The organism is bacterium (assembly GCA_031082185.1).
Classification (GTDB): Bacteria; Sysuimicrobiota; Sysuimicrobiia; order Sysuimicrobiales; family Humicultoraceae; genus VGFA01.
On sequence record JAVHLI010000006.1, the window covers coordinates 87,336 to 106,267 of the forward strand.

An 18,932-nucleotide genomic window follows, 5' to 3' on the forward strand; every position below is an offset into this window, starting at 1 on the left:
GATTCCAGGTTCCGCTATGAGCGAGGGTTGGGCGAAGATCTAGGGTTGGGCGAAGAGGGCGGCGGGCCCTGATACGGATTCATCTGATAGAACTCCGGCGGTGCACCCGGGCGGCCCCCACCGTCCTTTGGACCGGGCCGCAACTGGTAGAGCCGGCCCTCGTGGTAGAACAGGATCAGGGGCTCGCACTCTCCCTGCTGGGGCTGCGGACGCCGGCTGTCAGGACCGGGCAGGGGGATGAACTCGCGCATCTCCAGGGATGGTTGGACGGGCTGCGGCATCTGCGGAACGGTCTGAGAAACGGTGGTCGCGCCGCTCACCCCAACCGCAACCGCCGCCAGCAGCAGCCAACCGGCCTGCTTGAACATCGCTTTCGCCCCCTGCGCGTACGCCCTGCCTGCGTAGAGGTTAGCACAAACGCGGCAGGGGTTCAGTAGTCGGCCGCAGGAACTACCTCCGCCGACGGGTAATGTGGAAAGGGTCACACTACTGAGGTGAACGATGCCCGACGAGCACGCCGCTTTCGCGGACCGCGTCACCCGCATGCGCGACCTCCTGGCGGCCAACCTCTCCGAGGACTGGCCCAACCTGCCGGTAGTCGGCGGCGAAGGAGCCTTTCTGTTTGGTCTGGACGGCCGGCGCTACCTCGACTTCGTGGCTGGATTTGCCGCGTGCAATCTGGGCCACCGCCATCCCCGCGTGGTCGCCGCGGCCAAGGCCCAGATGGACCGGCTCATCCACGGCGCGATCGGCCTGGTGGTGTATGATCCGATCCTGCGCTTGAGCGAGGATCTGGGCCGGATCACGCCGGGCGATCTCAACGCCTTCTTCTGGGGCAGCAGCGGCACCGAGGCCGTGGAAGGCGCCCTGAAGCTGGCGCGATATGTCACCGGCCGCCCGGCCATCGTGGGCTTCATCGGCGGGTTCCACGGCCGATCGTTTGGATCGACCTCGGTCACCGCGTCCAACTCCAAGTACCGCAAGCACTACGAGCCGCTGCTTCCATCGATCTACCACGTGCCGTTCCCGTACTGTTTTCGCTGCCAGCACAGGGTCGGGCCCGGCTGTTGCGGCGATCCCCTCGCCAGTCTGGACCGGCTGTTCAAGTATGTGGTGGACCCATGCGAGGTCGCGGCGGTGATCGTTGAGCCGATCCAGGGAGAGGGCGGCTTCGTGGTGCCGCCGCCGGATTTCCTGCCCGGCCTCCGGGACCTCTGCAGCCGGCACGGGATCCTGCTGATCTTCGACGAGATCCAGACAGGGTTCGGCCGCACCGGCGCGATGTTCGCGTCCGAAACGTTCGGTGTCACGCCGGACATCCTGGCCCTGTCCAAGAGCATCGCCTCCGGCTTTCCCCTGAGCGCGGTGGCCGCCAGTCCGGCCCTGATGCAGCGATGGGGTCCCGGCTCGCACGGAACGACCTTCGGCGGCAACCCGGTCTCCTGCGCAGCGGCGATCGCTACCCTGGAGGTCTTCCGGGAAGAGGGCGTTCTTGACAACGCCCGCGCGCGCGGCGAGGAGGCGATGGCCCGGCTCGGCGAGCTTGCCCGGATGTCGCCGTTCATCGGGGACGTTCGGGGAAGGGGACTGATGATCGGCCTGGAGTTCGTAGACCCGGCTGCGGATGGGGCGCCCAACGGGAATGCCGTGCGCACCGTCCTGGAGGGATGCCTGCGGCGCGGCCTGCTCCTCTATCCGGCCGGGCAGTCCGGCCACGTGCTGCGGATCACACCGCCGCTGACGGTGAACCGCGCGGAACTGGACGAGGGCCTGAGCATTCTGTCAGAGGTGGTCGCCGCGCTCTAGCCGCCCGACGATGCGCCGGCAGGGCGCTCTAGCCGCCCGCGGAGCCGCCGACCGCGGGGCGCTCCTGGTCCAGCACCCGCAGCGTCTCTTCCCGGATCAGGCCGTGCACCCGCTGGCGCAGCGCGATGAACTCCGGCGTGTCCATCACGCTCACCTCGCGCGGCCTGGGAAGCGCAACCGCCACCTCGGTCTTGATCCGGCCTGGGCGAGAGGTCATCACGTAGATCCGATCGGAGAGCAGTATCGCCTCGTCTATGTCGTGGGTCACGAACAGCACCGTCTTATGCGTCTGCTCCCAGACCCGCAGCAGCAACTCCTGCATCACCGAGCGCGTCTGAGCATCCAGCGCGCCGAAGGGCTCGTCCATCAGTAGAATTGCCGGCTCGTTGGCCATCGCGCGCGCGATGGCCACCCGCTGCTGCATGCCGCCCGAGAGTTCCTTGGGGTAGGCCGGCTCAGTGCCCCGCAGGCCCACCAGGTCCAGGTAACGGCGCACTATCTCCTGCCGCTTCTCCGCAGACGTGCCGCGCAACCGCAGACCGAACTCCACGTTGCCCTGCACCGTCAGCCAGGGAAAGAGCGTGTAGGACTGGAACACCATGCCGCGGTCGGCGCCCGGGCCCTCCACCGGGCGGTCATCGAGCAGCACCTCGCCCGAAGTTGGCCGGATCAGGCCGGCCACGATGCGCAGCAGGGTTGACTTGCCGCAGCCGGAGGGTCCGACGATCGAGACGAACTCCTCGTCGCGGACGCCCAGGCTGAGGTCTTCAATGGCCGTCACTGTGCCGCCCCTCCGGCGCGTGAAGACCACGCTTAGGCCGCGGATGGCGAGCTTCAGATCTTCGGTGACCAAGGCAGCAGCAACCTGTGAAGGCGTTTGAAGGTCAAATCGAAGACGAAGCCCAGCAGGCCGATGGTGAACAACCCGACGAAGATCCGGTCGGTGAACAGCCCGCGGCCGGCGTCCAGGATCATGTACCCCAGCCCGCGGTTGGCCGCCACCAGTTCGGCGACGATCAAGTAGGTCCAGGCCCACCCCATCGTGATGCGGAGGTTGTCCATCACCCCCGGCAGGGTGGCGGGTAGGAGCACGCGTCCGAAGACGTCGCCGCGGCCGGCGCCCAACGTGTAGGCGCTGTCGAGCAGGTCCTTGGGCACGCCCGCGGACACGTCCGCTATCAGCAGGATCAACTGGAAGAAGGTGCCGATGAAGATCACCGCCACCTTCTGCGGGGTGCCGATCCCGACGTAGAGGATCAGCAGCGGGATCATCGCGCTTACCGGCAGGTAGCGTACGAAGTTCACGATGGGTTCCAACAAGGCTTCGACGAACTTGAGCGTGCCCATCAGGATGCCGAGCGGCACCGCCAGCAGCACCGCCAGCACCCATCCCGTGACGATTACGCTGACGCTGGCCCAGGCATGCTCGGCCAGGCTGCCGTCGGCGATAAGCGCGGCCGCGGCCCGCACGATGTCAGACGGCGACGGCAGGAACAGCGGGGTGACGAAGCCGCCGTAAGTCAGGATGGCCCACAGCGAGAAAATCCCTGCGGCCGACGCGCCCACCCCTGCCAGGTACGCGCTGCGGGAGATCGGCTCGTGCGGCCGCAGGATCTCGCTTAGCCGGGCCAGCAGCCCGGGTCGGTCGCGTTTCACCGCCTGGAGCGTCTCACTTCCCGACGAACGACGGATCCAGGATGTCTGTCGCCTTGATCCCCTTCATCCCGGCCTTGCCCAGACCGGTCCACAGGTCAACGGCGAACTGCGCGGTCTTGTAGCCGATCCCGGGCTTGTCCTTCGTGCCGAAGAACTCCTGGGAGGCGGCCAGATCGTAGTAACGGATGCCGGTCAGCGTCTCCGCGAAGATCTTGGGATCCTTCAGCCATCCGCCGACGGCCTCGGCCATGATCTTGTTGCTCTCGTCCGGGTTCTGCTTCCAGTAGTCCACGGCGCGGTGCCAGGCCTTGACCAGGTTGGCCATGTCCTTGGGCCGGGCCTTGATCACGTCCTTGCGGAAGACCAGGACGTCCACTATCAGATTGGGCGTGGCCGAGGAGTCCACCAGGATCTTGCCGTGCGGCGCCTGCTTGCCCTTGGTCAGCCAGGGCTCCCAGGTGACCGCGGCGTCCACCTTGCCGGCCACGAACGCAGCGCCGGCATCCCCGGCGGTCATGTTGACCACGGTGATGTCTTTGAGCGAGAGACCGGCCTGCTTGAGGAGGAAGGCCAGGAAGAAGTGGCTGACCGAACCCTCGCTGAACGCCACCTTCTTGCCCTTGAGGTCCCGGACCGAGGCGATCTCCTTGCGTGCGACGATACCGTCGCCGCCCTTGGAGTCGTCCATCGCGAGAATGGCGGCCATCTGGAAGTCGGGCTTGACGCGCTGCACCACCGTGTCAATCGTGGTCATGAGCCCGTCAATGCGCTTGGCGGCCAGCGCCACGTACCGGGGCTTGGTGTCCTCCATCAGCACAAACTCGACCGAGGTGCCCATCTCCTTGAGGAAGCCCTTCTTCTCGGCTAGGAAGAGCGGACCGTAGCCCACCCAGACCGGATAGCCAATCTTGAGCGGGGTCTGGGCAGGAAGGGGTGCGGGCAGGACGAACGCGCCCGCTACCAGGAACATGGCGAGGACCAGAGCAACCCAGCGACCTCTCATCACGCCACCTCCGAGTATGATGCCTTGTCTGCTTAGAGCCAATCCGGTGGACTCCCTGCCAGCATGCCCTCTGCCTCTTTCCGCGACCCCCGGTAGGGTCCGGGGTGTTCCATCTTCAGCGAGGTGACCGCGGCGGCAAGCCGGCACGCTTCCTCCGGTGCCGAGTCCAGCCGCGAAGCCACGTACGTGGCAAAGCAGGTGTCGCCCCGGCCGGTGCGGCCGCGCACGATCCGGGGTGTGAACGCGGCCTCGACGAACATTCCTTCCGCGCGCACGAGGATACCGCCCGCGTGCGTCAGCACAATCTCCCGCGGCCCCAGCGCGGAGAGGGCTTCCGCCGCCTTCCGGAGATCGGTCTGGCCGGTGAGCACCTCGGCCTCGGCGTCGTCGGCCTTCAGGAACGCGACGCCGGCAAGGTCGGACGCCTTGCCGGGCCAGTCCACCGTGACCAGCGCGTCGCCCTGCCGGACCCGCACGAACCCCTGCACGTCGAGTCCAACCGGCCCGCGCGCCACCAGCTCGCTCACGAGATCACCGGTGACCTCACCGGCCATCAGGGGAGTGATGATCGTGACGCGTGCGTCCAAGCGAGGGATTTCCCCGGAGGGGAAGGGACCGGCGAACGCCAGCGGCCGGCAGATTCGCCTGTCCATCTCATTGCCCGGATAGACGTTCTCGATGCCGGTGGTCTCCGGAGCCGCTGACGCGTGGACGCTTATCCCCTCGCCGCGCAGCTCCTCCAGTAGGCCGAAATCGTCCGGGTGGAGGCGGGTGACGACCGCGACGCCGAATCCGAGCCGGCGCAGCGCCATTGAGCCATAGTAGACCCCGCCCCCGGACGCAATCTCCGTGATCCCACGGAAGATCAACCTATCCTTGGCGAAGTGCCCAACAAGCGCGACGTCAATCACTAGGGCTTCATCGAGGCGATGAATGTGTCAATCGGGATCATCGGCAGCGTCATGATCTTCACGCTGCCCCGCGCGCCCAACTCGATCGAGACCCGTGCCACAACCTCCGAGCTGGGCGCTTCCAGGATCGTGACGAAGTCGAACGGGCCCAGGACGGCATACTGCGCCAGGATCTTGGCCCCCCAGGATTCGACCTCCTTGTTGACCTCCTTGATCCGGGCCGGGTTCTTCTTGATCGTCTCCGCGCCCTCGTCGGTCAGGTTGCTGAGCATCAGATAGGCACCCATGCGTCACCCCTCCTGGTGTTTCGGATACCCTACGCCCACCACGATTCGATAGGAGTGGGCTGTTTACCCCCCGAATGTTCCCCACATGCCTACCTCAGACGATACTCACAACAGCGATCTCCGCGCCAGATGCAGGGTGCCCGCGGACCAGGTCCGCTGGACGTGCCGGCCAGAGGACCTGCCATTTGAGACCACCGCCGACCTCCCTGCCGGGGAGAGCATCGTCGGGCAGGACCGTGCCGTCCGGGCGCTCGATTTCGGTCTGACCGTCTCCCAGCCCGGCTACAATATCTTCGTGTCCGGACCCGTGGGAACCGGACGGACCACCTATACCCAGAGTCGGGTGCAGCAGGTTGCAGCCACCAAGGACGTGCCGTCCGACTGGATCTACGTGCACAACTTCCAGCAGCCCGACCAACCCATGGCGATCTCGCTTCCTCCAGGTGAAGGGTCCCGGTTCCGCCGCGAGATCGAACGCCTGGTGGACGAACTCAAGGATTCGATACGTAAGCTGTTCGCCAGCGAGACGTTTGAGGCCAAGCGCAGCGGGGTCGTTCAGGCCTTCGAGCAGCAGGCGAACGCGCTCTGGCGCGACCTGGAGGCGGAGGCGCGGCGCCTGGGCTTCGCGCTCCAGCGCACGCCTGTGGGGATAGTGACGATCCCGATCGCGCCGTCCGGAGAGCCGCTGGCAGACGAGCAACTGGCCCAACTCACCGCAACCCACCGTCAGGAGCTCGAGCGTCGGGCGCGTGCGCTGCAGGAGAGCGTGGGCGACGCCACCCGCAAGGTGCGCGGCATCGAGCGGGAAGCGAAGGAGGCGGTGCAGGAGCTGGAGCGCTCCGCGGTCCTCTCTGTGGCCAGCCATGCAGTGGAAACACTCAAGCAGCAAAACGCCGGCCACGAGCGGATCCTCGGGTGGCTGGATCGCTTCCTGGCCGACGTCGTCGAGCGCCACGACGACTTCAAGGACGAGGCGGCCCAACAGCCGCAGTTCCCGTTTATGACCCGGCGGGCCGAGTTCACGCGCTACCAGGTAAATCTATTGATTGACAACAGCCAGACCCGGGGCGCGCCGGTGGTGCTCGAGCTGAACCCCACCTACTACAACCTGTTCGGGAAGGCGGAGTATCGCGGCGAGTTCGGCGCCATGGTCACGGACTTCACCATGATAAAGCCCGGCGCCATTCACCGAGCCAACGGAGGATACCTGATCGTCCAGGCGCGGGACCTGTTGGTGGCGCCGTTCTCGTGGGACGGCCTGAAGCGCATGCTGAAGAGCCGCGAGGTACGCATTGAGAACGTCGCCGAGCAGTACGGGATGTTCGCCGCCGCGACGCTGCGCCCTGAACCGATTCCGCTGAACGTCAAGGTGATCGTCATCGGCGCCTCCATGATCCACCATCTCCTGTACCAGCTCGACGACGATTTCCCCAAGCTGTTCAAGATCAAGGCCGACTTCGACGTGGACATAGAGCGCACCAAGACCGCGATGGTCGAGTACGCGCAGGCGATCGGGACGATCTGCCGCGGGCAGGGGCTGCTGCCCTTTGACCGTGGCGCCGTGGCCCGCACGCTCGAGCAGAGCGCGCGCATCGCCGACGACCAGCATCGGCTTTCGATGCGTTTCAACGAAATGGTGGATGTGATCTATGAGGCCGCGACGTGGGCGAAGACCGAGGGGTCCACGGTGGTTTCGGCGCCTCACGTCGTGCGCGCGATCGAGGAGCGCATCCGGCGCAGCAACCGGATCGAGGAGCGCATCCGCGATCTGATTCGCAACGGGCAGATCCTCATGAGCGCGGAGGGATCCGCGGTGGGTCAGGTGAACGGGCTGTCGGTCCTGATGCTGGGTGACTACGCCTTTGGGAGGCCGTCGCGGGTGACCGCTCGCACTTTTGTCGGCGGCCGGGGAGTAGTAAACATCGAACGCGAGGCCCAGATGTCAGGCCGCATTCACAGCAAGGGCGTGCTGACGCTGTCGGCCTACCTTGGTGGTAAGTTCGCCCGGCGGCGGCCGCTCTCGCTCAATGCCTCGATCACTTTCGAGCAGACCTATGAGGAGGTCGAGGGGGACTCCGCATCCTCCACCGAGCTGTACGCGCTGCTCAGCGACCTGGCCGGGGCGCCGATAGACCAGGGGATTGCCGTTACCGGCTCAGTGAACCAGAAAGGCGAGATCCAGCCGATCGGCGGCGTCAACGAGAAGATCGAAGGCTTCTACTACGCGTGCAAGGCGCTGGGGCTGACCGGCCGGCAGGGCGTGCTGATCCCCCACCAGAACCTGCGCAACCTGATGCTGAACGACGAGGTGACCGGGGCGATTCGGGAGGGCCGGTTCGGCATCTGGGCCGTGCGCTCGATTGACGAGGGCATCGAGGTATTGACCGGGCTGCCCGCGGGCCAGGCCGACGAACAGGGGAGCTACCCCGAGGGCACGCTCAACTTCCTGGTGGCCCGGCGCCTGGACGAGATGGCGGATCTGCTGCGCCGGTTTGCGCCCCACCGCGCGGCGCGCGACGAGGGGAGAACCCGCGAGGACGGCGCGGACAAGGAGGCGGCACCCGACGCCGTCCCGGGCAGTCCGGGCGGCGATCAGCAGGAGGCAGGCTAGTCGATCGGCGGTAGGTCCAGCAGGCCGCGCAGGGTCATTATCTGCCCCACGTGATAGCTGTCGTGCGCGATGTAGGGCGCGAGCCGTTCCAGTTCCTTCTCATCGGACGTGCCGATGGCTTCCGAGACCTGCCGGTGAGAGTCCGCAAACCGGCTACACGCGGTCTGCCAGGCATCGTCGCTGGTCTCGGCCGGCTCCTCCCAGTTGCGGCGCTTGACCTCGGACTTGTCCGGCATATCCCCGGCTATTGCGCGCAGCGCGTACTCGCGCCAGAAGAGAATGTGGTGGAGGACCTGCCAGACGGAGTGCCGCTGCGGCGCGGGTTTCCAGGACGCCTGCTGCGCCGTGAGTCCGTCCAGCGCCTTCCCCCATGCCGCGTGATACAGGCCCTCCGTCCAGGCCCTCTGCCACAAATCGAGGAGCCACTGCCGGTCGCCCATCACACGCCCTCCTTAATGGCCGTGCACCCGCCTTCGACGACCATCCCCCGGGCGGTGTCCGCGCCGCCGGCTCCGGCCAGGTGTCCCTGCGGCACACGGGGCGGCTGACGTACCGTTGCTCCCTTCCGGGCCTGGCGGGGTTGGTCAGTTCCCGTTGCACAGGACCCGGCCTTCCTTGCTGCGCGCGCGGGCCTGGCCCCACGAGATGGCGCCTCTGGGCGGGAGTTCAGCCCCGCTGTAGCGGATTGCGGGTACAGGGAACCGCTAGCTCCCCACCTAGCACGGCCAACCGCATCATACCATACAGGTGGAGCACGGGCGCGGGGCAGGATTCACGCGGACCACCACAGAATTAATACTGTTACACCCCCTTGCTGGAGGCTGGTCGTGGCGATCCCAGTGACCCAGGGAGACCGGCCCTGGTTCAGGCACTATGAGCCGGGAGTACCGCGCACGCTGGATTTCCCGTCGCAACCCATCTATGGCTTCCTCGATCAAAGCGCACGCAAGTACCCGAACAACCCGGCCCTGATCCAGGCCGGCCCCAAGTTTGACAACCGCATCACCTACCGACAACTGGACGACCTCTCCGATCGGTTTGCCAAGGCCTTGATCGAACGCGGTTTCCACCGCGGCGACCGGGTGGCGATCATGCTGCCCAACAACCCGCAGTACGTGGTTGCCGCCTACGGCATCTGGAAGGCCGGCGGGATCCTGGTCCAGGTCAACCCCCTCTACAAGGGCCGCGACCTCGCCTTTGTCCTCAAGGACTCCGGGGCACGGTTCGCCGTGGCGATCTCTCGGCTCTACAAGGACCTGCACGAGGTCCGGCCGCACACCGACCTGCAGACCGTGTTCGTGACGAACGTCCACGACTTCTTCCCTGGGAAATGGCGGCTGCTCTATGGGCTGCTCAAGGCGAAGAAGGAAGGCGACGTAATGCCAGAGGGGTCCGGCATCGTGCCGTTCCGGGAGGCGCTTCGCGCCCAGCGTCTTGAGCAGAGGCCGGTCATCAGCCCTGATGACGCGGCCGTCCTTCAGTACACCGGAGGGACCACCGGCATACCCAAGGCCGCCACGCTGACCCACCGCAACGTGGTCTGCAACTGCCTCCAGGCGCGCTCGTGGCTGACCGACCTGAGGGAGGGCGACGAGCGCCTACTGTCGGTTGTCCCGTTCTTCCACGTCTACGGCCTGACGATCTGCATGAACCTGAGCGTGGCCATCGGTGCGGTCAACATCATGCTGCTGATGCGCATGTTCGAGGTGAAGACCGTGGTGGAGGCGGTGCCGAAATACCGTCCCACGATCTTCCCCGGCGTGCCGGCGATGTACCTGGCGATCAACCAGCTACGCGGCGTCGAGAAGTACAACCTGAAGTCCATACGCGCTTGCGTCTCTGGAGCCGCGTCGCTGCCCGTGGAGGTGCAGCGCCGCTTCGAGGAGTTGACCGGCGGGCGGCTGGTGGAGGGGTTTGGGATGTCCGAGGCCTCTCCGCTCACCCACGGAAACCCTCTTTACGGCACGCGCAAGGAGGGCTCCATTGGGATTCCGATTCCCTCCACCGACGCGAAGATCGTTGACGCCGAAACCGGGACCCGCGATCTCCGTCCGGGCGAGATCGGCGAGATGGTCATCCGCGGCCCGCAGGTAATGAAGGGCTACTGGAACAACCCCGGGGAGACCGACCACACGATCCGGAACGGCTGGCTGTACACCGGCGACATCGCCCGCATGGACGACGATGGCTACTTCTACATAGAGGACCGCAAGAAGGACATGGTGAACATCGGCGGCCTCAAGGTCTTCCCGCGCGAGATCGAGGAGGTGCTCTACGAGCACCCGAGGGTGAGGGACGTGGCCGTGGCCGGGATCCGGCACCGCCTCCGCGGCGAGATGCTGGTCGCCCACATCGTGCCGAAGGAGGCGGGGGACGCGCGGGCGCTGGCGCGCGAGCTGCGCGACTTCTGCGCGCAGCGCCTGTCGGCCTACAAGGTGCCGCGGCGGTTTGAGATCGTGAGCGAGATCCCCAAGACGCTGCTCGGCAAGGCACTGCGAAGGGAAATCCGGGAGCGGGAGCAGCTCAGGGACGAGTTGCCGGAGGAAGAGTAGCGTAAGGGGCCACCCGGCCCCTGGTACGCGCGCCGCCTGTGCTGCGGTTACCTGTTCCGCAGCATCCGGACCCGCTGCGGCGGCCAGTAGATCAGCGACGCCTGCCCGACCACCTGTGCTCGGCTGAGGAAGCCGAAGGCCCTGCTGTCCTCGCTGTTGTTGCGGTTGTCCCCCAGGACGAAGAACGAGCCCGCAGGCACGGTCTCCGGCCCGTGATCACCCGACGGGGCGCCGTTCACGTACATCTCCTCGACCGCGGTGCCGTTGACGTGCAGGTGGCCGCTCTTGATCTCTACCGTGTCGCCCGGGACTGCGACGACCCGTTTGATGTAGTTGCGGCCTGGGTCGCGGGGATAGCGCAGCACGATCACGTCGCCCCGCTGGGGTTCGCGGATCCGGTATATGAGTTTGTTGACCAGCACCCGGTCGTGCGGCAGCAGGGTGGGTTCCATTGAGTACTGCTCGACCTGGAAGGCCTGCGCCACGCCGACCATTACCAGTTGGGCCAGCACAAACGCGACCACAAGCGTTTTGGCGAAGTCGAGCGCACCTCGGCCCGCGCGGCGCCAGTCTACGGGGAGCCGGCCAAACCATTCTCGGAGCCGTGTGAGCATCCTCAATACCCTAATGCCCTGCGTTGCGTTACCAGGTCATCCGGTGTGCACGATGATGTGGCGGAGGGGGTGGGATTTGAACCCACGAGGCAGGTTTGTAGCCCGCCTACACGCTCTCCAGGCGTGCCGATTCAACCACTCTCGCACCCCTCCGGAGCCCAATCCAGTATACCCGGTTTCGCCGCGCGTGACACCGGCCTAGTGCTCCCCCTCCACGGGGGGTGCGAAGCGGTACCCAAACCCCCGAGCGGTCACGATGATCGCCGGCTCAGCAGGGTCTCGCTCGATCTTGGCGCGCAGCATGTGGACGTATTTCTTGACGTCCTCTGCTGCCGCGGCATCGCGGTCCGGCCAGATCGCAGCCAGGATCTCCTCGGTGGGGAACACCCTGCCCGGCCGGGACGCCAGCAGGCGCAGCAGCTCATACTCCTTGGGCGAGAGAGCCACCGGAAGGCCCCGGACCGTTACCTCCTTGCGTTCGTCGTCCAGGGTCACCTCGGCGGTCCGGATCACCCTCGGGGCAGACGCCCGGCAGCGGCGCATCACCGCCTGGATGCGCGCATCCAGCTCGCGCAGATCAAATGGCTTGGTGATGTAATCGTCGGCGCCTGACTCCAGCCCGGCGATCTTGTCCCTGGCGCTGTCGAGCACGGTCACCATGATCACCGGCGCCTGGCTGAACTTCCGCAGCGCCTCCAGCACCCCCCAGCCGTCCATCACCGGCAGGTTGACGTCGAGCAGCACCAGGTCCGGATTTCCTGCGCCGGCGGCCTCCAGCGCCCGGGCGCCGTCCCCGGCAGACGCCACATCGTGGCCCTTGGCGCGCAGGTACCGAACCAGGAGGTCCCTGGATCGAGCATCGTCCTCAACGACCAGGATTCTCATGCCCCATCTCCTGCCGGCATGGTGAAGGCCGGCAGGGTGAAGGTGAACCGCGTGCCGCCTCCGGATGCGCGCTCGAACCAGACCCGCCCTCCGTGGAGCTCGACGTAGCGCTTCACCACCGCCAGTCCCAGGCCGATGCCGTCAATCTCGCGACGCGCCGGGTGCCCCGCCCGCTGGAACGGTTCGAAGACCTCGTGCTCGTGTCCCTTTGGGATGCCGGTTCCGGTGTCGGTCACCTCGAAGACGGCCAGCCCGTCACGGTTCGCGGCCGTTACCGTTATCTTCCCCTGCTCGGTGTACTTCATGGCATTGTGCAGCAGGTTGATGAGAATCTGCCGGAGCATGGTTTCGTCTGCCAGCACGGTCGCCGTGCCGGCGACTTCCACCGTCAGGCCCTTCTGGCGCGCGAGGTGTGCGACGTTCTGACATGCCTGCTCGATGACCACCGCCGCGTCTACGCGGCCGGCTTGGGGCTGGATCCCGCCCGCCTCCAGCGCCGAGTAGCGCAGGATGCCCTCGATCAGGTGCAGGAGGTGGTCGCCGGCGGCCAGCAGCGCCTCCAGGTCCCTGCGCTGCGCCTGGGTGATCGGACCGTCTATCTCCTCCAGCAGCAGTTGCGCATAGGCACGCACCGCGTGCAGCGGGGTCTTCAACTCGTGGCTCATCGCCGCGGTGAACTCGTCCTTGATCTGGTTGGCCTTCCGGAGTGCTTCGTTGACGCGTGCCAGCTCCTGGTCACGCGCCTCGATCGCGGAGGCCATGGTGTTGAACTCGTCGGCCAACAGTTCCAGCTCGTCCCCGCCCCCAGTCTCCACGCGCGCGGAGTAGTCGCCCCGGCGGATCAGGCGTATCACCGTGTTCATGCGGGCCAGCGGCCCAAGGATCGCGCGCCGCAGGGCGAACGCGGCCGCCACGCCGCCGCCGGCCATCAGCAGGCTGGCCAGGAGAATCCGCTCGGTCTCCGCCCGGATGCGGGCGTGTACGTCTGCAAGGGGAAACCCAATGCGCACGTAGGTCTGCCGGTCGAGCGGGTAGTCGGGGACCGCCCTGAAGATATCTAGGTACGCGGTGCCGCCCCGGGTCCTGCGCTCCTCCACGGCGAACGGCCGCGTCAGCGGGCCGGCAGGGACCGCCAGCGCGTAGCGGCCGTCGGTGAAGCGCACCTCGCCGTCCCGGATGATCTGCGCGTAGAGGACCGTTCCTGCCACGAGCCGTCGTGTGAGCCGGCTGGAGGTGGGCGCCTCCGAAAGGCCCTCGGGCGTGGGAAGAAACCGGGAGGCGTCGCGAGCCAGTTCCTCGGCGACGCCCTTCGCCCGGAGTCGCACCTGCTCCAGCAGGGCCCTTTGCAGCCGATAGGCGGCCAGCGTTCCGAACGTGGCGGCGAAGAGCACCGACAGTCCCACGAACGCCAGGACGAACTTGCCACCGAGGCTGAGCCTGGTCACGCCCCCAGTATATTACGCCGCAGCCGTTCCCTCTCTAGCGGTCCGCCGCGATCTGGACGATCTTCCTGGCCGAATCGAGCATCCTGAGCACGGCCTCCATGGTATCAGAGGCCTGTTCGGAGGCGTGGTTTGGATCCACGCCGCCCTCCTGGATGTATCCCTGCCGCCGGTTCACGATCGTCCCCAGCGCCCCTGAGGCCTGCCTGATCGCCCGGCTAACCAGCTCGGCGGCCTGTTCCTCAGGGCGCATGCCGCGGGTGCCCAGCACGCCGGTCGGGCCGACCATGGCGACGATCTCGGCTCCGGCGGACGCCGGCGCCGGTTGGGGCGCGACCCCGGTGCCGGATCCGGCCTGGGCCACGAGTTCGGCATGCTTCCGCGCGCTGGCTTCAATCTGTCGCTGCACCGCGGCGATCCACTGCACCTCGGCCGCCTCGCGGATGACGCGGGCCTCGATAAGCAGCGGCCTGATACCCTTGTAGCCGTCACCGTTGCCTGCCTGCGCCACGCGCTGGAAGCTGGGATCCGCGGAGCCCGCCAGCAGGTTGATTGTTTCCTGGATGTAACGCTGCTGCGCGTCGGCGTCCAGCGCGGTGACCGCCAACTTGGCCTGCGCGGCCGCGCGATCAATCTCGGCCAGGGCGGAGGCCAGCGCGGTTTTGTCAACCACCAGGACCGGGAGCGGCTCCTCCGCGGCCGCGGCCTGCTCAGATGCCTGGGCGGTCTGGTCCGGCTGCGCGGAAGGCTGATTCTGCGCCACCAGCGTCTTCTGTGGGACCGCCGCCGGGTCGGTCGCGGGCGGCACCACGGCCTCCTCCTCGGTGGGCGTGCTCAGAAACTTCACCGGTAGCTGCGTCACGCCGGTCAGGGCCAGCCCGGCCGTTGTCAGGATCGCTATGGGAATCAACGCCAGCAACGTCCTCTTGATAATCGCGCCGAACATGCCAACACCTCCGTGTGGTGCGGTTCTGCACTGGCGCAAGTCTGTCACCCGAGCTCGGAGGAGGCCATGCAAGCGGGGTTCCCGCTGGGTTGAAATTCGGTCAAGGCCGGCCGGGCAGTCGCGCGCTGTCGTAGGCCGGTAATCCTGTTACCCTAACGGATGATCCGCTGGAGGGATGTGCCTATCCCGGGATGGCTGCTTGCCGTTTCCAGGAAGCGGGGTCGTGGGATATCGCGTGCACTCACGGGACCGCTCCCGGAGCCATCCCGAGGGCTGCGTCCCTCGCGGGAGCTGCTCGGCCAGGGTGAGCGGGGTGCGGAAATCGCGGTGGAAGGTCCCGTGGAAGTTAGTGTACGCCGCCGAGGACCTGGCCCGTGGCGTCATCGATGGCGGCGTGGAGCATGAGACGCGGCCCGCGATCTTCGAGCCAGGGGTGGTGACTGCCACAGCCTGCAAGGTAATCGTCTCCCTAGTCATGCTCCCAGGGTGACATATTCATTGGCCCGTTGGCTGGTGACAAAGTCATTGACCTATCACACATGGCGTGTGGGAACTTGCCAGACCTCATCCAAGGCGATAGAATGTACACGAAATGCGTACACGTGTACATAAAAAGCGTACACCCGGACAGCCCCCGTGCCTGCCCTCACCGCGCCCGCTTGACGCGCTGGTCTCCAAGCCGGCGGTTCGACTGCTCCGCCACCTGGTAACCCATCCCTCCGCGATCACCGGTCGCCAGCTCGCCAGCGCCGCGGGGGTCCACCACTCTGTCGCACGTCAGGTCTTGGAACGGCTGACCCAAGAGGGTGTGATCGAGCGACGCCGCGCCGGGAGGGCGTATCTCTACTCCCTGAACCGCGACCGCTACGTCGTTACCGAGATTCTGGAGCCGGCCTTCCGCAGCGAGGCGCGATGGTTTGAGCGACTCGGTGAAGAGATCCTAGCAGCTCTCCGATCGTCAGCGGAGTCCGTCGTCCTGTACGGCAGTTGGGCCCGCGAGGCGGCAACGCCGCGTAGCGATGTTGACCTTCTGCTGGTGGTGACAGATGAGGCCGCACGCGAGACCGTTGGGGGGCGCGTCGACGAACTTCGCGGGCGCCTCGGCGAGCGGTTCGGCCGATTCATCTCAATGATGGTGATGACGGCCGAAGAGGTACGGGCGAAGCTAGGGGCCGGCGATCAACTGGTGCGGTCGATCGTGAGCGAAGGGCGGGTGCTGGCCGGACGCAGTCTTGCGGAGATCGCCGTCGGTGGCTAAGCGCGAATCTACGGGTCGGCCGACGGTCCCAACACGCGACACGGCGCGGATTCAGGGCGCGAATTACCTGAAGAAGGCTGAGGGTCATCTCGCGCAGGCGCTCGAAGCGGCGGCGGCAAGCCGGTGGGATACGGCCGTTCTCCTGTCGGTCCACGCCGGGATCTCCGCAGCCGACGCTGCGTGCGTCGCAGAACACTGCGTCCGGTCGATCAGCCCGGCGCACATGGACCAGGTCAGGCTAATTCGCCAGTTGTTTCCCGGGGACGATGAAGCCAAGAAGGCATCAAGTCACCTGGCGGCGCTGCTTGATCGCAAGAATACGGTGGAGTACGAAGGGCGCCTGTGTCGGGTGCATGACGCGGAAGCCGCGATCAAGCACGCAGAGCGACTGGTGGCATGGGCACGTAAGATCTGCCCCCACACTTGCTATCGCGGCCCTGACAGCCTCCCTCTTACGTTGAGCGCTTCATCTCTGCGCCGTATCCTGCCCGGCTTTCCGCCACCGCCAGCCGGAGCTCGGGCGCGGCTTCGGCGGCGCCGATCGCTTCGATCAGCAGCTGCGCGTCCGCGCGCGGGAGTTCGAGCGCAGAGGTCTGTAGGGCCGTTCCCCACTTCTCGTCCTTGCGCGCCAGGAAGCCGAGCCGCGGGATGAACGGCTTGAAGTCGATCGGCGTCGCGGGGTCGGCGATCACCTCGAAGTCGATCCGGTACGGATACTCGCGGTCGGCCCAGGTGGCTTCCGACGACTGGTAGACCGCCGTGGTGGCGACCGCCGCCGCGCCGAGCTTGTGTACACCCTTGATGTAGAAGAGCAGGAGGTCGCCGGGCTGCATGCGGTTGATGCGCCCGTAGTTCTCATCGCCCCAGCGCTGGCGCCCCAGGCACTTGAAGTAGTTGTTCATTGAAGTCACCAGCAGCCATTTCCGGCCCGTGCCTGCGGCGAAGTGCTTCAGCACTGTCCGCCGGACGAGTTCGCGGGCGCGGCGGAACTCCGGCGAGTGGCGCACCTGTCGCCACAGGCGTTCGCGGGCGCCTTGATCGACGCGGTAAGCGTCGGCGATCTCCCTCGTCAGGGGCAGCACGCCCGGTGACTGCCAGAGTCTCCGAAAGAACCCTTCCAGGTTCCGGACCAGCGGATCCTGGAGACTGCCGGTGAGGGCTACGTTGAGCTCGATGTTCCTGGTCAGGGCGGGACCGGTGAGGTTCGAGGAGCCGACGACGGCGATGAAGTCCGAGCCGGCGGTGCCCAGGTAGAGCTTGGGGTGGAAGACGCCCTCCGCGACGTCCTCCGGGGCGTAGTAGAGCCTGCACTCCCGTTCCGGCGGGGTGTGCAGGGATTCCAGCGCCTCGACCTGGGTCAGCCCGAAGTCGGTCCCCGCGATCACCTGCAACCGGCGGACGGGTCGCTGCAGCAGGCGCAGTTCGTCCACGCCGCTCTGACGGACAAAGGCGGATGCGATCCTGACGCTCTCTGAGCCGTCCAGCAGCGTCTCGAGCGCGGACCGGGTTGCCCCGGCGGTGGGTAGAACCTGAAGGTTCACCGGCATCGTTGGTTGCCTGCCCGCCGGAGACATTCGGCCTGGAGGGAGCTATTCCCCTTGCTTGACCGTCCAGCATGCGGTCGGTACCCTGTAGGCGCAGTCGTTTAGACACGACTAAGTCCAGGACGTCACTTTGCATGCAGCGTTCCGACAAGGTCACCGTTGAGGCCGCCGGGGACGTGCTTGCCGGCCGCAGCGGGCGGCGGGGGCTGGCCCGTCTCCTGCCGTTTCTCGGTCCCGCGTTCGTCGCCTCGGTCGCCTATGTGGATCCCGGCAACTTTGCCACCAACATCCAGGCGGGCGCGAAGTTCGGTTTCCTGCTGCTCTGGGTCGTGCTGGCCAGCAACCTGATGGCCATGTTGGTGCAGGTGCTTGCGGCAAAGCTAGGCATCGCTACCGGCCGCAACCTGGCCGAGCTGTGCCGGGAGCAGTTCCCGCGGCCGCTTGTCTGGATCATGTGGGTCCTGATGGAGGTCGTGGCCATGGCCACCGACCTGGCCGAGTTCGTCGGCGCCGCGGTGGGGTTCTACCTGCTGTTTGGCCTGGCGTTGTTTCCCGCGGGCCTGCTGACCGGCGCGGTCACGTTCCTCATCCTGGCGCTGGAGCGCCGGGGGTTCCGCCCCCTGGAGGTTGTGATAACCGCGTTTGTCGGCATAATCGCCGTCTGCTACCTGATCGTGCTGGGGCTCGAGCGGCCCGCGCTGTCCGTGGTGCTGGGCGGTCTGTTGCGGCCGCGCTTCGCAGGCCCCGAGAGCGTGCTGCTCGCGACCGGCATCCTGGGTGCCACCGTAATGCCGCACGTCGTGTTCCTGCACTCGTCGCTGACGCAGCACCGGATCGTGGCCCGGACCGCCCATCAGGCACGACGGCTGTTCCGGTTTGAGGTCGCGGACGTCGTCATTGCCATGGGTATCGCCGGGCTGGTCAACGCCGCGATGCTGATCATGGCGGCCACCACCTTCTTCGCACACGGGCTGACCAATGTGGGGACCCTCGAGGAGGCCCACCGCACGCTCATCCCGCTGCTCGGCGGGTTGAGCAGCACTGTCTTTGCTATCTCGCTGCTGGCATCGGGCCTCTCATCGTCCGTGGTGGGCACGATGTCGGGTCAGGTGATCATGCAGGGCTTCCTGCACCGCCGCATCCCGGTGTGGGTCCGGCGGCTGGTGACGATGCTGCCCGCCCTCGTCGTGCTTGCGCTGGGGCTGGACCCCACCCGCAGCCTTGTCATCAGCCAGGTGGTGCTCAGCTTCGGGCTACCGTTCGCACTTATCCCTCTGGTCCTCTTCACGCGGCGGCGGGACCTGATGGGCCCTCTGACGAACCATGTAATCACGACGGCGGCCGCTGTTCTCGTTACGGCGCTCATCGTCGCTCTCAACCTTTTCCTAATCTACCAGGTGTTCGCCGGAGGATGATG

18 protein-coding genes, 1 tRNA gene and 1 other RNA gene are annotated in these 18,932 nt (G+C 66.6%); 6 read left to right on the top strand and 14 right to left on the bottom strand.

The annotated features are described in order from the left end of the window. Positions 1 to 14: 14 nt before the first annotated feature. A complete protein-coding gene (locus RDU83_07650) occupies positions 15 to 368 on the bottom strand; it encodes a hypothetical protein (GenBank protein ID MDQ7840888.1) in 354 nt (117 codons plus the stop codon). Between the two features lie 133 nt (positions 369 to 501). On the opposite strand from RDU83_07650, the gene RDU83_07655 reads away from it, so the two are divergent. Continuing rightward, positions 502 to 1,806 (top strand): aspartate aminotransferase family protein, encoded by a 1,305-nt coding sequence (locus tag RDU83_07655; GenBank protein ID MDQ7840889.1) that lies wholly within the window; start codon positions 502 to 504, stop codon positions 1,804 to 1,806. Positions 1,807 to 1,834: 28 nt separating this feature from the next. Here RDU83_07655 and RDU83_07660 read toward each other — a convergent pair whose 3' ends face one another. The 5 genes from RDU83_07660 to RDU83_07680 are packed head-to-tail and all read right to left on the bottom strand — an operon-like array spanning position 1,835 to position 5,663. Continuing rightward, positions 1,835 to 2,587: an ABC transporter ATP-binding protein gene (locus tag RDU83_07660; GenBank protein ID MDQ7840890.1), complete on the bottom strand. Its 753-nt coding sequence runs from the start codon at positions 2,585 to 2,587 to the stop codon at positions 1,835 to 1,837. A gap of 53 nt (positions 2,588 to 2,640) precedes the next feature. Continuing rightward, positions 2,641 to 3,462 carry an ABC transporter permease gene (locus tag RDU83_07665; protein MDQ7840891.1) on the bottom strand — a complete coding sequence of 274 codons (822 nt, stop codon included), beginning with the start codon at positions 3,460 to 3,462 and terminating at the stop codon, positions 2,641 to 2,643. Between the two features lie 13 nt (positions 3,463 to 3,475). Next, a complete protein-coding gene (locus tag RDU83_07670) occupies positions 3,476 to 4,465 on the bottom strand; it encodes an ABC transporter substrate-binding protein (GenBank protein ID MDQ7840892.1) in 990 nt (329 codons plus the stop codon). A 32-nt stretch (positions 4,466 to 4,497) separates the two neighbouring features. Continuing rightward, positions 4,498 to 5,376, bottom strand: coding sequence for a PfkB family carbohydrate kinase (locus RDU83_07675; protein MDQ7840893.1), 879 nt, complete (start codon positions 5,374 to 5,376; stop codon positions 4,498 to 4,500). Beyond that, positions 5,376 to 5,663, bottom strand: a complete 288-nt coding sequence (locus RDU83_07680; GenBank protein MDQ7840894.1) for a GYD domain-containing protein — start codon at positions 5,661 to 5,663, stop codon at positions 5,376 to 5,378. Before RDU83_07680 ends, RDU83_07675 begins: the two co-directional genes overlap by 1 nt. Before the next feature lie 136 nt (positions 5,664 to 5,799). On the opposite strand from RDU83_07680, the gene RDU83_07685 reads away from it, so the two are divergent. Next, positions 5,800 to 8,274 (top strand): AAA family ATPase, encoded by a 2,475-nt coding sequence (locus tag RDU83_07685; GenBank protein MDQ7840895.1) that lies wholly within the window; start codon positions 5,800 to 5,802, stop codon positions 8,272 to 8,274. Here RDU83_07685 and RDU83_07690 read toward each other — a convergent pair. Continuing rightward, complete coding sequence (locus RDU83_07690; GenBank protein ID MDQ7840896.1) at positions 8,271 to 8,714, bottom strand: DinB family protein; 444 nt, start codon at positions 8,712 to 8,714, stop codon at positions 8,271 to 8,273. The genes RDU83_07685 and RDU83_07690 overlap by 4 nt on opposite strands. A gap of 19 nt (positions 8,715 to 8,733) precedes the next feature. Next, an RNA gene (ffs, locus tag RDU83_07695) (signal recognition particle sRNA large type) lies at positions 8,734 to 8,999 on the bottom strand. 102 nt (positions 9,000 to 9,101) lie between these two features. Between ffs and RDU83_07700 the strand changes: the two genes are divergently transcribed. After that, a complete protein-coding gene (locus tag RDU83_07700; GenBank protein MDQ7840897.1) occupies positions 9,102 to 10,826 on the top strand; it encodes a long-chain fatty acid--CoA ligase in 1,725 nt (574 codons plus the stop codon). A gap of 47 nt (positions 10,827 to 10,873) precedes the next feature. Here the strand turns inward: RDU83_07700 and lepB are convergent, their stop codons facing one another. The 5 genes from lepB to RDU83_07725 form a co-directional block, all read right to left on the bottom strand. Further along, positions 10,874 to 11,440, bottom strand: a complete 567-nt coding sequence (gene lepB / locus RDU83_07705; GenBank protein ID MDQ7840898.1) for a signal peptidase I — start codon at positions 11,438 to 11,440, stop codon at positions 10,874 to 10,876. Positions 11,441 to 11,498: 58 nt separating this feature from the next. Next, positions 11,499 to 11,593 (bottom strand) — tRNA-Ser (locus RDU83_07710). A gap of 45 nt (positions 11,594 to 11,638) precedes the next feature. Beyond that, positions 11,639 to 12,325: a response regulator transcription factor gene (locus RDU83_07715; GenBank protein ID MDQ7840899.1), complete on the bottom strand. Its 687-nt coding sequence runs from the start codon at positions 12,323 to 12,325 to the stop codon at positions 11,639 to 11,641. Then, positions 12,322 to 13,770: a HAMP domain-containing sensor histidine kinase gene (locus tag RDU83_07720; GenBank protein ID MDQ7840900.1), complete on the bottom strand. Its 1,449-nt coding sequence runs from the start codon at positions 13,768 to 13,770 to the stop codon at positions 12,322 to 12,324. The genes RDU83_07715 and RDU83_07720 overlap by 4 nt, the downstream gene beginning before the upstream one ends. A 34-nt stretch (positions 13,771 to 13,804) precedes the next feature. Next, the gene (locus RDU83_07725) at positions 13,805 to 14,713 is read right to left on the bottom strand and encodes a hypothetical protein (GenBank protein MDQ7840901.1); all 909 of its coding nucleotides are present in this window, start codon (positions 14,711 to 14,713) and stop codon (positions 13,805 to 13,807) included. A gap of 223 nt (positions 14,714 to 14,936) precedes the next feature. On the opposite strand from RDU83_07725, the gene RDU83_07730 reads away from it, so the two are divergent. Both RDU83_07730 and RDU83_07735 read left to right on the top strand, forming a co-directional pair. Beyond that, positions 14,937 to 15,203 carry a hypothetical protein gene (locus RDU83_07730; protein ID MDQ7840902.1) on the top strand — a complete coding sequence of 89 codons (267 nt, stop codon included), beginning with the start codon at positions 14,937 to 14,939 and terminating at the stop codon, positions 15,201 to 15,203. A gap of 102 nt (positions 15,204 to 15,305) precedes the next feature. Continuing rightward, positions 15,306 to 15,971, top strand: coding sequence for a MarR family transcriptional regulator (locus RDU83_07735; GenBank protein ID MDQ7840903.1), 666 nt, complete (start codon positions 15,306 to 15,308; stop codon positions 15,969 to 15,971). Between the two features lie 452 nt (positions 15,972 to 16,423). Here RDU83_07735 and RDU83_07740 read toward each other — a convergent pair whose 3' ends face one another. Next, on the bottom strand, positions 16,424 to 17,518 hold the full coding sequence (locus tag RDU83_07740) for a phospholipase D-like domain-containing protein (GenBank protein MDQ7840904.1): 1,095 nt from the start codon (positions 17,516 to 17,518) through the stop codon (positions 16,424 to 16,426). Between the two features lie 131 nt (positions 17,519 to 17,649). On the opposite strand from RDU83_07740, the gene RDU83_07745 reads away from it, so the two are divergent. Then, the gene (locus RDU83_07745; GenBank protein MDQ7840905.1) at positions 17,650 to 18,930 is read left to right on the top strand and encodes an Nramp family divalent metal transporter; all 1,281 of its coding nucleotides are present in this window, start codon (positions 17,650 to 17,652) and stop codon (positions 18,928 to 18,930) included. Positions 18,931 to 18,932: the final 2 nt, after the last annotated feature.